This is a genomic window from Lacinutrix sp. C3R15, from assembly GCF_018860825.1.
Taxonomy (GTDB): Bacteria; Bacteroidota; Bacteroidia; order Flavobacteriales; family Flavobacteriaceae; genus Oceanihabitans.
In genome coordinates this window covers 298,809-313,299 of record NZ_JAHKPZ010000015.1, presented here as the reverse complement: position 1 = coordinate 313,299, position 14,491 = coordinate 298,809, and the positions used below count along the sequence as shown (strand labels likewise).

The 14,491-nt window shown below is 32.0% G+C and carries 13 protein-coding genes and 1 tRNA gene; 3 read left to right on the top strand and 11 right to left on the bottom strand.

The genetic code is table 11. The features are described from left to right. Positions 1-40: 40 nt before the first annotated feature. The 3 genes from KO494_RS06815 to rpe all read left to right on the top strand — a co-directional run bounded on the left by KO494_RS06815 (position 41) and on the right by rpe (position 2,202). The gene (locus KO494_RS06815; protein WP_072349917.1) at positions 41-904 is read left to right on the top strand and encodes an RNA polymerase sigma factor RpoD/SigA; all 864 of its coding nucleotides are present in this window, start codon (positions 41-43) and stop codon (positions 902-904) included. Positions 905-1,087: 183 nt separating this feature from the next. After that, complete coding sequence (locus KO494_RS06810) at positions 1,088-1,495, top strand: BLUF domain-containing protein (RefSeq protein ID WP_215966843.1); 408 nt, start codon at positions 1,088-1,090, stop codon at positions 1,493-1,495. A gap of 44 nt (positions 1,496-1,539) precedes the next feature. After that, positions 1,540-2,202: a ribulose-phosphate 3-epimerase gene (rpe, locus tag KO494_RS06805; protein ID WP_215966842.1), complete on the top strand. Its 663-nt coding sequence runs from the start codon at positions 1,540-1,542 to the stop codon at positions 2,200-2,202. On the opposite strand, the gene KO494_RS06800 is transcribed toward rpe, so the two are convergent. The 11 genes from KO494_RS06800 to KO494_RS06750 form a co-directional block, all read right to left on the bottom strand. Then, on the bottom strand, positions 2,199-3,074 hold the full coding sequence (locus tag KO494_RS06800; RefSeq protein WP_215966841.1) for a zinc-dependent peptidase: 876 nt from the start codon (positions 3,072-3,074) through the stop codon (positions 2,199-2,201). The two genes, rpe and KO494_RS06800, sit on opposite strands and share 4 nt — an antisense overlap. A 209-nt stretch (positions 3,075-3,283) precedes the next feature. Further along, entirely contained in the window at positions 3,284-4,861 is a 1,578-nt protein-coding gene (locus KO494_RS06795; protein WP_215966840.1) for a phage tail sheath C-terminal domain-containing protein, read from the bottom strand. 27 nt (positions 4,862-4,888) lie between these two features. After that, positions 4,889-5,296: a hypothetical protein gene (locus KO494_RS06790; protein WP_215966839.1), complete on the bottom strand. Its 408-nt coding sequence runs from the start codon at positions 5,294-5,296 to the stop codon at positions 4,889-4,891. A gap of 408 nt (positions 5,297-5,704) precedes the next feature. Next, positions 5,705-5,778: transfer RNA gene (locus tag KO494_RS06785), tRNA-Arg, on the bottom strand. 110 nt (positions 5,779-5,888) lie between these two features. Then, entirely contained in the window at positions 5,889-6,338 is a 450-nt protein-coding gene (locus tag KO494_RS06780) for a GatB/YqeY domain-containing protein (protein WP_215966838.1), read from the bottom strand. 215 nt (positions 6,339-6,553) lie between these two features. Continuing rightward, positions 6,554-8,602, bottom strand: coding sequence for a cell division protein FtsZ (ftsZ, locus tag KO494_RS06775; RefSeq protein ID WP_215966837.1), 2,049 nt, complete (start codon positions 8,600-8,602; stop codon positions 6,554-6,556). 31 nt (positions 8,603-8,633) lie between these two features. Next, positions 8,634-9,965 carry a cell division protein FtsA gene (ftsA, locus tag KO494_RS06770; RefSeq protein ID WP_215966836.1) on the bottom strand — a complete coding sequence of 444 codons (1,332 nt, stop codon included), beginning with the start codon at positions 9,963-9,965 and terminating at the stop codon, positions 8,634-8,636. 3 nt (positions 9,966-9,968) lie between these two features. Next, complete coding sequence (locus KO494_RS06765) at positions 9,969-10,661, bottom strand: cell division protein FtsQ/DivIB (protein ID WP_368496057.1); 693 nt, start codon at positions 10,659-10,661, stop codon at positions 9,969-9,971. Between the two features lie 16 nt (positions 10,662-10,677). Continuing rightward, positions 10,678-12,033 (bottom strand): UDP-N-acetylmuramate--L-alanine ligase, encoded by a 1,356-nt coding sequence (murC, locus tag KO494_RS06760; RefSeq protein WP_215966834.1) that lies wholly within the window; start codon positions 12,031-12,033, stop codon positions 10,678-10,680. A gap of 85 nt (positions 12,034-12,118) precedes the next feature. Further along, positions 12,119-13,225 carry an undecaprenyldiphospho-muramoylpentapeptide beta-N-acetylglucosaminyltransferase gene (gene murG, locus KO494_RS06755; RefSeq protein ID WP_215966833.1) on the bottom strand — a complete coding sequence of 369 codons (1,107 nt, stop codon included), beginning with the start codon at positions 13,223-13,225 and terminating at the stop codon, positions 12,119-12,121. Between the two features lie 59 nt (positions 13,226-13,284). Further along, on the bottom strand, positions 13,285-14,487 hold the full coding sequence (locus tag KO494_RS06750) for an FtsW/RodA/SpoVE family cell cycle protein (RefSeq protein WP_215966832.1): 1,203 nt from the start codon (positions 14,485-14,487) through the stop codon (positions 13,285-13,287). Positions 14,488-14,491: the final 4 nt, after the last annotated feature.

Genomic DNA, 14,491 nt, shown 5'->3' with positions numbered 1-14,491 from the left:
AGAACGTTTTATTCACACAAATTTTACACGAGAACATTAGATGAGACAACTTAAAATTACCAAGCAGGTTACCAATAGAGAAACCGCTTCATTAGACAAATATTTACAAGAAATTGGTAAAGTTGACTTAATTACAGCAGACGAAGAAGTAGAATTAGCACAACGTATTAAAGCAGGTGATCAAGTTGCTTTAGAGAAATTGACAAAGGCTAATTTACGTTTCGTTGTATCTGTAGCTAAGCAATACCAAAACCAAGGTTTAACATTACCAGATTTAATTAATGAAGGAAATTTAGGTCTTATTAAAGCAGCACAGCGTTTTGATGAAACTCGTGGTTTTAAATTTATATCTTATGCTGTTTGGTGGATTAGACAATCTATTTTACAGGCATTAGCAGAACAATCTAGAATTGTACGTTTACCTTTAAACAAAATTGGTTCTATTAACAAAATTAATAAAACGTTTGCCTTTTTAGAACAAGCACATGAAAGACCACCAAGTGCAGAGGAAATTGCAAAAGAATTAGACATGACTATTAACGATGTTAAGGAGTCTATGAAAAATTCTGGTCGTCACGTAAGTATGGATGCGCCTTTAGTAGAAGGTGAAGATTCTAACTTATATGATGTATTAAACTCTGGTGAGTCACCAAATCCTGATAAAGATTTATTACACGAGTCTTTACGTACAGAGATTGAACGTGCCTTAGAAACACTAACACCTCGTGAAGCAGACGTTATTAGATTATACTTTGGTTTAGGAAACCAACACCCTATGACTTTAGAAGAAATTGGAGAAACCTTTGATTTAACTCGTGAGCGTGTAAGACAAATTAAAGAAAAAGCAATACGTAGATTAAAACATACGTCTAGAAGTAAAATATTAAAAACTTATTTAGGATAGTAGTTTATTATAATTACAACTAAATTACAGTAACAAACAGTTTATACTTAAGAGATTGAGTATTTCATAACTGTTCGTTTTTTGATTGATGAAAGAACCCAGAGCTGATTACTCTGGGTTCATTCATTTATACCCTTTTCTACTACTTGATGAATGTTTTAAAAAATAGTATTACATTGAAACATGTTAAAAACTATATCGTATAAAAGCAAGATCAAATCCACACTAAAAATAATGGATTTTGAAATATTATTTAACCAAACACAAACCAACAATAATAGCAAAAACATTACAGGTGTTTTAGTTAAAAAAAAGGATACATTTTTTCAAATTTTAGAAGGCGAAGCTATTCTTTTAGATATGCTTTTTGAAAAAATAAAAAAAGACTCTAGGCACTCTAACATTGTAGAACTTTTAAACAAACCTATTTCTGCCCTAAGCTTTAAAGGCTTTGATACTGGTTATGCGGTTATAGATCATATAGATGCGCTTTATGGTTTACAAACTTACGTTGCTAATTTAGAACACAATGAAATAGAAAACAGCTCCTTATTTTCGCAAATTATTGAAGAGCTATTAAGCCCTAAATAATAAAAAACACTAGCTTTGCGCAAACAACACAAAAACAATTAAAAATGGCTACTAAATTAATAGCACCTTCAATGCTTGCCGCAGATTTTGGCAACTTACAACGCGATACAGAAATGGTTAATAATAGTGATGCCGATTGGTTTCATATTGACGTAATGGATGGTCATTTTGTACCTAACATATCTTACGGAATGCCTGTAATTGCAGCTATTAAAAAACATGCAACAAAACCTTTAGACGTGCATTTAATGATTGAAAAACCAGAGCGTTATATTGAAGAATTTGCTAAAGTAGGTGCAGATATTATTACCGTGCATCATGAATCTACAGTGCATTTACATAGAACGCTTACACAAATTGAAGATGCTGGTTGTAAAGCTGGTGTGGTTTTAAACTTAACTACTCCTGTTTCGGTTCTAGAAGACATTTTACCTAAATGCTATATGGTTTTATTAATGTCTATAAACCCAGGGTTTGGTGGCCAGAAATTTGAAGAAATGACCTACGCCAGAGTTAAGAAACTCAGAAAAATGATTGACGACCAAGGTTTAGATACCAGAATTGAAATTGATGGAGGTGTAACAGACAAAAACATAGAAAAACTAGTAAAAGCTGGTGCAGATGTTTTTGTTGCAGGAAGTCATGTTTTTAAAAGCGAAAACCAAACTGCTACTATTGCTAATTTAAAGAAACTTGCTAATTCTTAATAGCCAGTAAAATTAAAGTTCAGCATTTGCTTTACATGCCTATAAACATTAGGAAATTGGGCTTTAAATTCATTTGGAGTTTCAATAAAATTCTCGATGATTACTGCTGTAAATTCAAAATCATTTTTAAAAGCATAGCTTCTAAAATACTTTGAATTTTCCATCTTTAATCTAAGATTTACTTTTGATTGTATATAGGCATGTAACGCTTCTAAACTACTAGTAAAAATATGTGCACTAATATCATTATTATTTTTAGAGCTTAGATAGCTTAAATGTAGTGCATGTACAAATTCATGAATGCCAAGATTTAAGTTATCGTCTTTTATTTTGTGTCCATGTACAAAATCTTCCCAGGATAATATTACAGCTCTGTATCCTGGATTAAAATGCCCTTTATGATAGTTTTTATCTAGATTAGAATAAAAAACAGTGGGATAAATTAATATTTTGTCTACCAAGTTAATGGCATAATCACGATACCCAAAAGTAAGCATTATAGCAGTTGCTGCTACTAGTGTTTTCTTTTCATCATTTATTTCTAGACCTTCCTTTCCGGTAAATTCTACATGAGATATAAATTTATAGACACGATGCCTAAAATACTTTTGTTGCTTACTATCTAAGCGCGTATAAAAATTAAATTGCTTTTCTAATATTCTTTTTTGATTTGAATTCAGGTCATTAGTAAACAAATACAAATGCCTAAACAAAGGCTTTTTAGCAATAAAATCTACATAAAAACCTTCTACAAATTTAAATAAGCCTCTACCAATTACTAAAACGCCAAATACAATAAAAAAAACGGTAAATATTTTTATAGACGCAGGATTTTCAGTGCTTGTTTGTAGTAGAAATAAAAAGTTGGTCATAAAGTACAAGTAGGCTTTAATTAATTTTATCTAAAAAATTAATACTCCCAATGTACGTGTAATGGTTTACATCTACAAGAAAATAATAGCTTAGAAAACAAAACTGCATCTATTAAAGAATACTTATTCTGTACTGTATACGTTTATAGCACAATGTAAACAAACCATCTAGATAGGCACTCCCTTTTTTACACCTATACTATTAATGCTTAACTACTTTGTGCCATTTTCTGTTGAAATGAAAAAATAATAAATTCAGCAGGACGTACCACAGACACTCCAACATTTACAATCATAATATGATTTAAAATATCGTGATTAGTCATGGTTTCATTTAAACCACATCTTACAAAAAAAGCATCTTCCGGTTTTGCACCTTGTAAGCCACCTTGCCTCCATATAGAATATAGAAAATTACTTATCATTTCTTTTACAACTAGCCAAGTACTGCTATTATTGGGTTCAAAAACAAAAGCTTTTGTAGCAAGTGTACAAGACTGTTCTAAAAAAATAAGTGTTCTACGAACTGGTATATACCTCCATTCATTACTGTTACCATCTAATGTTCTTGCTCCCCAAATTAAAATTCCTAATCCGTTAAATAATCGAATCGCATTAATAGATTTACCCGAAACCGCATCTACATTTAAATATTCCTGATTAGCACTTGTAAGATTAATAGGCAAGGAAACAGCACCAACTATAGATGTATTTGCTGGTGCTTTCCATACACCTACTTGATTATCTGTTGTTGTAATAACGCCAGCTATTGCTCCACTTGGCGGAAGCATATTCACCGCTGCTAACACCTTTTTTATAATTGCGGCATAGGTATTACTTGCAGCTAATAATGCTGTGTTAAGTTGCGCAATAGTTAAGTCTGATTCGTTAATATTCTGAATTGTTTTTAAAATTTCTGCTGCAATTTCATTTGGAGCTGATGGCGAATTTAACAATGCTTCTAAACATGTAATGTCTCCACCAAATAAATTGGTAAAATCAATATCCTGCTGTAGCATTGTGGCGGTTGCTATAAAAGGATAATACGCACAACCAAAGCTTAATCCTTTTGCACCAGTATTGTTTCTAAAAACTTCAATATCTTCAGTAAAAAGAATAGGATCTGGTTTGTCTCCTCCAATAATATCAAAAACACTAATTGCTGTTTGCATTTCTGAATTTTGAAATAACATAGACTGCATAAGTGTTCCATTATTTGCTACAGAAAGTAAAGTAGCTTCTGGACAGATATACATGGTTGGCTCCTGTTCTTTTTTTAACAAAGCAATGCCGTTTTGTAAGTCGTCTAATTTTACATTAGCATTTACAATTTTCTCCTCTGGATGCATTGGTTTTTTTGAAGGTGAACCATAGGTTCCAACAGAAACAATATAAGCATCTCCTCCTCCATTTTCGTAAAACAACTGGATGCTATTATACATATAATATATAGTATTAGGATCTGGCACTATAGCATAGAACTCACCAGCAATTGTTATGTAGCTACCTTTATTTGGTTTATGTTTTTGCTTTACTAGATAATATTCTGGATTATATTGTTTTATTGGAGTTGCTGGTTCTGGTGCATCAGGATAACAAAATATTGCTTTAAAATCGGCAAAGGATGTAATTTTTTTAGGTACATTATAATACGATTTTCCTTCAAAGGAAGCCTGAGGAGTGTAACCAACAAATGCAGGAATAGCTGTTGGTACAGGAAGTATAGAATTATGAAAAGCCTTTACTTCTTCTACATAAACTCCTGGTATTTTATATTTTGCTGTCATTCTCTTGTATATTATTAGTTTGACATCTTATAGATAAATATATATTGGTGCTATTTTTTTTTGGATTTCATTTTCGGTAATAACACGAATATGCGCAGAGCTTAGAGCAGGTAAGCTTAAAATTTTCTTAGACATTTCATGTTGTACATCAACCAAATCAAATTGATATTTTGATAATGCAAGTAGCTTTAAAGGCGCTTTGTAAGTAAGGACTATTGCATGCTCCCCATTTTGCAGAGTCACCTTTTTTGATTCATGAAAAGACTCATTTACATCTCCTTTAATAAATGGTTTAGATAAGGTTATTTGGCTTGTATTAATAATATCATATAGATTTATTAATTGTTTTGTTACTTTTCTTAAAGTTAGATAAACACTCTTATCTAGTCTATAATTAAAGTATTCATGTTTTATTTTACAGGAAACAGCACTCATAATTAATCACTATAGTTTTTAGAATAATGACTATTGATTTAATTAAAAAACAGGAAAGTTTAATTACAAGAAACGGAGTAATAATTTACAACAATTTTTTTTCTGTTTTTGCTAAAAAAAATCAATAATAATCTATGACAGTATACATATACCATCCTGCTATTTTGTTGTTTTATTCAGTATCAACAAAATTAATGCTGATGCCTTTGGGAGAACTTAAATGTACAAAATTATTTGATGTTAAGCAGCTTAGATAAAAATAAGTTGTATTGATCTGGATTCGATATAAGACAAAGTGTAAACTGCTCTTTGCTTGTTTTTACTCTAAAGCTCCGCTTTGAAAACAAAAACCGCAAACTTTAAATCAAGGGTACTTGAATTTATAAGTTTGCGGTTTTTGTTTATTCGTGACCTCGAGAGGGTTCGAACCTCCAACCCTCAGAGCCGAAATCTGATATTCTATCCAGTTGAACTACGAGGCCATAATTCCTGTGAAAGCAGGAATCAAATTTATTTAATTGCAGTTAATAATTAACCTTAGCATTCTACTAAACATATTGCTTTGTCGTTTTACTCCTCGCAATGCCATTTTTTAAGACAATTTAGCCTTAACAATAGTAGAAATTGTTTTACCATCTGCTTGACCTGCAAGTTTTTGGTTAACCATTCCCATAACTTTCCCCATATCTTTCATTCCTGCTGCTCCTGTTGCTGCAATGGTTTCTACAACTACCTTTTCAATTTCTGCTTCGCTTAATTGTGCTGGTAAGAATTGGCTAATAACTTCTGCTTGTGCTAATTCTGATTCTGCTAAATCTGCTCTATTTTGTTCTGTAAAAATAGCAGCACTATCCTTACGCTGTTTTACTAGTTTAGATAAGATTTTTATTTCTTGATCTTCTGTTATTTCTTCTTTAGATCCACTTTCTGTTTGTGCTAAAAGTATTTCAGATTTTACTGCTCTTAAAGCAGCTAATGCTGTTTGATCTTTAGATTTCATTGCAGCTTTCATAGCTGTCATTATATCTTGTTGTAAGCTCATAACCTATTTTAAATTTTGAATTGCAAAGGTATAAAAAAGTGCGCAGTTGCGTGTAGGAAGCTAAAGGATTAAACTAAAAAACCCGAAAATTCTTTAAAAGATTTTTTCGGGTTAGTTGCTATTAATCACTTTTATTTTATGAGATTGCGTTATAAAAACGGAATTAATTAAGCTACTCCGTTTTTAATCATCTGCTTTTTTAAAATAAAGTTTCATTAATCTACATTATCATGTAAGAATGAATTATTACTTCTTAGTAACATATCATCATTATCATCTATACTCAAACTTGTACTAGACATACTTGTTTTTTCTGATGAATGTTGTGCATCATGTAAGTCTACTCCTTGACGTTTGTATGCTGGCACTTTTTCTATATCGTCAATTTTTGAATTATTGAATTTATAGTTAAAGTCTTTCATTTTACGTCTGCGTTCTTCTGCTCTGTCTTTTAGCGCATCTGAAATTGGACTATTCATTGGGTCAATTTCTTCTACCTCTTCTTTTACCACAACCTTTGTTACTTCTTTCTTTTCAAAAAAAACTTCTTGGTCTAGTTCTTTATCTACTATTTCTACTTGTGGTTCTTTTTTCTTAGACTCATCAGTAGATTCAAAATCTAAATAATCATCTAAAGCATAACGTATTTCTCCATCTTTATTTGTTTCTGTAACAGATACAAGCTCTACATAATCATTTACAGGAACATTTTTAATTTCTTCATTATTTAAATTATGAACAACTTTGTTATCTTCCTCAATTACTTCTTCTTTAGTATCTTCAATTTCTGGCACAGCAGGAGTTACAGGCGCACTTAAGGGCATATCAAAAGTTAATGTTATCTGTTTCTCTTCTTCAAAGTCTGTAATTGTTTCAGCTTCTGGTGTTGCATTTGTTATTACAAAATCATCTTCTTGTAAGGTATCTTCAAAAGTATCTTCTTTAAATTGAGTTTCTGTAATACCTTTCTCTTCTGTAACTTTAGGTACAACTACTTCATCATGTACTACATGAATATTTTTAATTTTTTCTGTAGTTGGAATTAAATTTTCCGGTTTTGACACTTCCTTTTTAGGAGTTTCATAAACGTCTTCTAAGTCGTTTAAATCTAAAGTATGCTTCACAATTGGAGGCGCTACTTTTTTCTCTAACTCAATATTAGGTTTTAGTATTACTGGATTATTTCCTTTATTAGGAATTTCTTTTTCTAAGTTTTTTTCTTCTTCAAGCGTATGAATTACTTTTTTAGTTTCGGTATTCGAGATTTCATCTTGCTGCTCGATATCAAAACCCGTAGCTATAATAGTTACAGCAATAGACTCATCTAAAGACTCATCTTCACCAACACCCATAATAATATTTGCACCATGACCTGCTTCGTTTTGAATATGATCATTGATTTCTCCTATTTCATCAATAGTAATTTCTTGAGCTCCTGAAACAATTAGCAACAATACGTTTTTAGCTCCAATAATTTTATTATCATTAAGTAAAGGCGAATCTAAAGCTTTACGTATTGCTTCATGCGCACGATTTTGACCAGAAGAACTAGCAGAACCCATAATAGCTGTTCCGCTGCTACTTAAAACGGTTTTAGCATCACGTAAATCAATATTTTGTGTGTAGTGGTGAGTTATAACTTCTGCTATACCACGAGCAGCAGTAGATAGCACTTCATCTGCTTTAGAGAACCCAGCTTTAAAGCCCAGATTACCATATACATCACGAAGTTTATTATTGTTTATTACAATTAAAGAGTCTACTACGTTTCTTAATTTTTCAATACCTTCTTGAGCTTGTTCATTACGCATTTTTCCTTCAAACTGAAAAGGCATTGTAACAATACCTACTGTTAAAATGTCTAAATCTTTAGCCATTTTAGCAATAATAGGCGCTGCACCAGTACCAGTTCCTCCTCCCATTCCTGCGGTAATGAAAATCATTTTAGTATTGGTATCTAGCATGCGTTGTAGATCTTCAAAACTTTCAATTGCAGATTGTTCTCCTACATCTGGATTTGCACCTGCACCTAACCCTTCAGTAAGGTTAAGACCTAATTGAATTTTGTTTGGTACACCGCTGTTTTGAAGTGCTTGCGCATCTGTATTACAGATTACGAAGTCTACTCCTTTAATGCCTTGTTGAAACATGTGGTTGATAGCGTTGCTACCTCCACCACCTACTCCTATAACTTTAATTACATTGGATTGATTTTTTGGTAAATCAAATGCTATGTTGGTTTCGAATTCTTTGTTGCTGCTCATGAATTTCGGTTTTATTTTCTTACTTATTACTTTACTCTATGTTATCTAAAAAATCTTTTAAACGCTCTCCTAATTTGTCTAAAAACGAACGTCTTTCTTTTATTGGTTGTTTTTCTATTACTTCTTTTTCATCTTTGTTTTCATTTTCTTCTTCTCCTTCAATATTTTCAATTTCTTCTGCAATAGATTCGGCTTTTTTTCTTTCGTTTCTTTTTAAGCCATCCATAACCAATCCTACAGCTGTAGCAAACAACGGACTTGTAATCTCATCATCACTATTACCTGCAAGATGCTCATTAGGAAATCCTATTCTAGTATCCATTCCTGTTATAAACTCTACCAATTGCTTTAAATGTTTTAATTGTGAGCCTCCTCCTGTTAAAACTATTCCTGCAATAAGTTTCTTTTTTTGTTCTTCGTGACCATAATTTTTAATCTCTACATATACTTGCTCAATAATTTCAACGACTCTAGCATGTATTATTTTAGAGAGATTTTTTAATGTAATTTCTTTTGGCTCTCTACCTCTTAATCCTGGTATTGAAACAATTTCATTGTCTTTATTTTCTCCTGGCCAGGCAGATCCAAATTTTATTTTTAAAAGCTCTGCTTGCTTTTCTATAATAGAACAACCTTCTTTTATATCTTCTGTTATCACATTACCTCCAAAAGGAATTACAGCAGTATGACGAATAATGCCATCTCTAAAAATAGCTAAGTCTGTTGTTCCTCCTCCTATATCAATAAGTGCAACTCCAGCTTCTTTTTCTTCTTGACTTAATACAGCGTTAGAAGATGCTAAAGGTTCTAGTGTTACGCCTTCTAATTTTAGTCCTGCACTTTGTATACATCTACCTACATTTCTAATAGAAGAAACTTGACCAACTACTACATGAAAATTAGCTTCTAATCTTCCGCCATACATACCTACTGGCTCTTTTATTTCGGCTTGACCATCTACTTTATATTCTTGAGGTAGTACATGTATAATTTCTTCACCTGGAAGCATTACCAACTTATGCACTTGATTAATTAGTCTATCTATATCCTCTTCATCTATAACCTGATCTGAATTTGCTCTTGTTATATAATCACTATGTTGCAAGCTTCTTATATGTTGTCCTGCAATACCAACAGTTACTCCTTCTATTTTTGTTGCAGCAGCAGTTTCTGCTTCTTGTACTGCCAATTGAATAGACTGAATAGTTTGTGTAATATTATTTACTACACCACGATGTACACCAAGGCTTTTAGATTTACCTATACCTAAAATCTCTACCTTTCCATATTCATTTTTTCGACCAATCATAGCCACAATTTTTGTGGTTCCAATGTCAAGTCCTACTGCTATATTATTTTCCATAGTTTACGTTTTGGTGCACACTACTTGGTTATCAAACTGTAAATTAACTTTACTGTAATTATTAAGTGTCTTTTCTTTTAATGCTTGTTGATAAAATGCCTTAAGGTTATTTATCTTTTTATCTAGTTGATTTAATTTACCTAAATGCACTACAAAGGTAGCTTGTCTTAACTTTAAATAAATACTATTATCTTCATTTTGATGAATCTCTATCACATATTTATTTAAAAAAGCATCTTTATTTATTTTTTCTGCAATTTTAAACACATTTGCAAGCGCTTCTTTTTTCACAAAACCGGTTACCAAAGGTACTCTTGCGGCATGATTTTTAGATAGTGGCATATAACTGCCTTGATCATCTATATAATAGGACGTATTAGCACTTACTCTTGCTATAGGTTTTTTTTGCTTCACTTCTGCTTTAAGTTCACCATTTACAGAAAGATACACTTGCGCAGACTTTATCATTGGATTAGAATTTAGGACAGATTCTAATTTATTCAAATCTAAAATTTCTTTAGATGCATTTGTAACAGTTTCTTGATTTTGTATTAACAACTTACTAACATTGGCCTGCGTTATAAACAGGTTATTATCACCAAGAAATTGCACCTGTGGCTGAGATACTTTTCTAACCTTATTTTTTGTTGTTGAAAAAGCATACAGAAACACTACTAACACTAGCAGTACAACCATTTTTATATAGTTCCAATTAACTCGCAACGCTTAATCCTTTTTTAATATGTTCTACTTCGGCTCCTATATCTCCTGCACCAATAGTTAAAATTATTTGTGCTTTACTGTCTTTTATTTTTGTAACCAACTCATTTTTAGCAACAAGTTGTTTGTTTTTGTTTTGTATTTTTTGCAATAACCAGTTAGAAGTAACTCCTTCAATTGGCAATTCTCTTGCTGGATAAATATCTAACAACATCACTTCATCAAACTGTGCTAAACTTGTAGCAAAATCATCTACAAAATCTTTTGTTCTTGAAAACAAATGAGGTTGAAATATTGCCAATACTCTCTTGTTTGGATACATTTCACGAACTGCTTGATGCACTGCATTTATTTCTTCTGGATGATGTGCATAGTCATCTATAAAAACCAATTCTTCGGTTTTAATTTGATAGGTAAACCTTCGTTTAACGCCTTTGTAAGATGCTAATGCTTTGGCGAGCTGCTGGTGAGGGCAACCATATTCTGCAGCCATCGCCAAGGCTATTAATGCATTCGACAAGTTATGTCTACCAGGTAGGTTAAATTGAACTTTTTCTAGTGTTGCATTTGGCATTTTTACATCAAACACATAAACACCATTTTGAATTTTTATATTTTGTATAGAATAATCTGCATCATCTTCAATTCCGTAGGTAATTCCTTGTAAAGGCAAACCGTTTTTAACAAAGAGTTTTCCGCTTGGTTTTATTTTTTCTGTAAAATCTTTAAATGATTTTATCAATTCGGAAGCATCGCCATAAATATCTAAGTGATCTGCATCCATAGAAGTTATGCATGCCAAATCTGGTGACAATGTTAAGAATGATCTATCAAACTCATCTGCTTCAACTACAGAAACTTTGTTTCCGTTTAGTATTAAATTAGAATTATAATTTTCACTTATTCCTCCTAAAAAAGCAGTTAACTCTACATTACATTGGTACAACAAATGACCTAAAATACTTGTTGTTGTTGTTTTACCATGCGTACCTGCTACTGCCAAACAAAAAGTGTTTTTAGTAATTAGCCCTAAAATTTCAGATCGTTTTAAAACAGTAAAGTTTTTATCGTTTTTAAAATAAGCAAGCTCTTTATGGTCTTTAGGAACCGCTGGAGTATACACTACCAAAGTGGTATCATAGTTTAAAAAAGCATCATCAACTTGTGATATAGAATCTTCAAAATGTATTTTTACACCTAAATCTACCAAACTGTCTGTAACTGCAGTTTGGGTTTTATCATAACCAGCTACATTTTTACCACTAGCTTTAAAATAACGCGCAAGCGCACTCATGCCAATGCCACCAATGCCAACAAAATAGATGTTATGTATATTTTTTAAATTCATTTTGTCATTCCTACAAAGGCAGGAATCTATTTTTTTTACGAGTGATTTCCTGCTTACGCAGGAATACCAACTCCGTTTAATTTAATTATTTATTTAAAAGTTTTTCAACCTCGTCTGCAATTTCTTTTGTTGCATTCACTAATGCTAGTTTCTTAATATTTTCTCCTAATTCTTTTTGTTTTTCTGGAGAAGCTATTAGTTGTGTAAATTTGTTTTCAAAATCTACAACCAGATCACTTTCTTTAATTAACATAGCTGCATTTTCATTAACAATTGCCATGGCATTTTTTGTTTGATGATCTTCTGCTACATTTGGTGATGGAATAAAAATTACAGGCTTACCAACAATACAAAGCTCACTTACAGAACTTGCTCCTGCACGTGAAATAATTACATCTGCTGCTGCATAAGCTAAATCCATATTATTTATAAATTCATGAAGCTGTACATGTTTTTCGTTTCCTTCAATTTTATATGTTTTATAATACAATTTTCCACATTGCCAAATCACTTGTATATTTAACGTATTAAAATAATCTAACTCTTCTTTTATCAACTCATTAATACGTCTTGCTCCTAAACTACCTCCAATAACCAAAAGTGTTTTTTTACCTTCAATTAAGTTGAAATATTTTTTTGCTTCGGCTACTTTAGAGTCTATATCTAACAAGTCTTGACGAACAGGGTTTCCTGTTTTAATCATTTTTGTTTTTGGAAAAAAACGCTCTAAACCATCATAAGCAACACAAATTCGCTGTACTTTTTTTGCTAATAATTTATTGGTAATACCTGGAAAAGAATTTTGCTCTTGTATTAAAGCAGGAACACCTTTTGCTGTTGCCATTTGCAATAAAGGTCCGCTTGCAAATCCTCCTGTACCAATAGCTATATCTGGTTTAAATTGTTTTATAATTTTTTTAGCGTGATACAAACTACTTATTAGCTTGAATGGAAACATTACATTTTTTAATGTTAGTTTACGCTGAATACCAGAAATCCAAAGTCCTTTTATAGCATAACCAGCTTGCGGCACTTTTTCCATTTCCATTCTATCTTTTGCACCAACAAACAAAAACTCAGCATCAGAAAAACGCGACTTTAATTCATTTGCAATTGCAATTGCAGGATAAATATGCCCTCCTGTTCCTCCTCCTGAAAGGATAATTCTATATGTTTTTTTCTTAGTATTCACTTTTATTTTCTGCAGCACTTAGACAAGCTCAGCGTGCCATTTTATTTATTTTTTTTAATTTATATTGCTTCCGAAAGAATTTCTAACGGATTATCTTCTTTATTTTCTTGACTCTCTTTGTTTTTATCTTCTTCTCTTTTTGCACTTACACTCAACACAATACCAATAGCAAGGCAGGTCATCCAAATAGAAGTACCACCACTACTAACCAATGGTAAGGTTTGCCCTGTTACAGGAAACAACTCAACAGCTACAGCCATATTAATTAATGCTTGAAAAACAATTGGCAAACCAACACCAAGCACTAAAAGCTTACCAAAAACGGTATCTGATTTCTGGGCCACAATAAGGATTCTAAAAAGCAGCCACATATATAATATCATTAGTAAAAAACCACCAATTAAACCGTACTCTTCTATTATAATTGCAAAAATAAAATCGGAAGAGGATTGTGGCAAAAAGTTTTTCTGAATACTTTTACCCGGACCTACACCTTGAACACCACCTGAAGCAATTGCAATTTTCGCTTTTTCTATTTGGTAATCTGCCTCTGTATCTTCACCATTAGAGAAACTTTCTATTCTACTCATCCAGGTATCTACCCTGTTAGGCATAGCTTCTGGAAATGCTTTTGCTACCAAAACAAAAAGTACTAGAGCTAATATTCCTGAACCAATAATTACTGCTAAGTAGCGTATTGGATACCCTCCTAAAAACACCAACATTACAGCCATAACAAACATAATTGCTGCTGTTGAAAAATTAGCAGGAAGTATAAGTATTAACACTAAAAAAACAGGTACCCAAAGCGGCAAAATAGTTTCTACAAAAGTAAATTCTTTTTCATGTATTTTAGACATATACCTAGCTACATACACCATAAGTACCACAGCTGCGAGTGTAGACGTTTGAAAAGACATATTAACTATTGGAATTTGAATCCATCTACTTGCATTAGCGCCTTCAATAGTGGTTCCTTGCAGCATGGTTACAACCAATAAAACCAATACTACAGGAATCATAATCATAGACAAACCTCTAAAATATCTATACGGAATTTTATGAATTCCAAACATAATTACAAAACCTAAAAACAGATGCATGAAATGTTTTATAAAAAACGAAAAGGTATTACCTGTACCACCAACATAAGCTAAATTGCTTGCTGCACTATACACAGGTAAGAACGAAAAAATAGCCAACAGCGCTGCTATTGCCCAAATTAACCGATCTCCTTTTATATTTTTAAATAGTTCTTGCATTTTT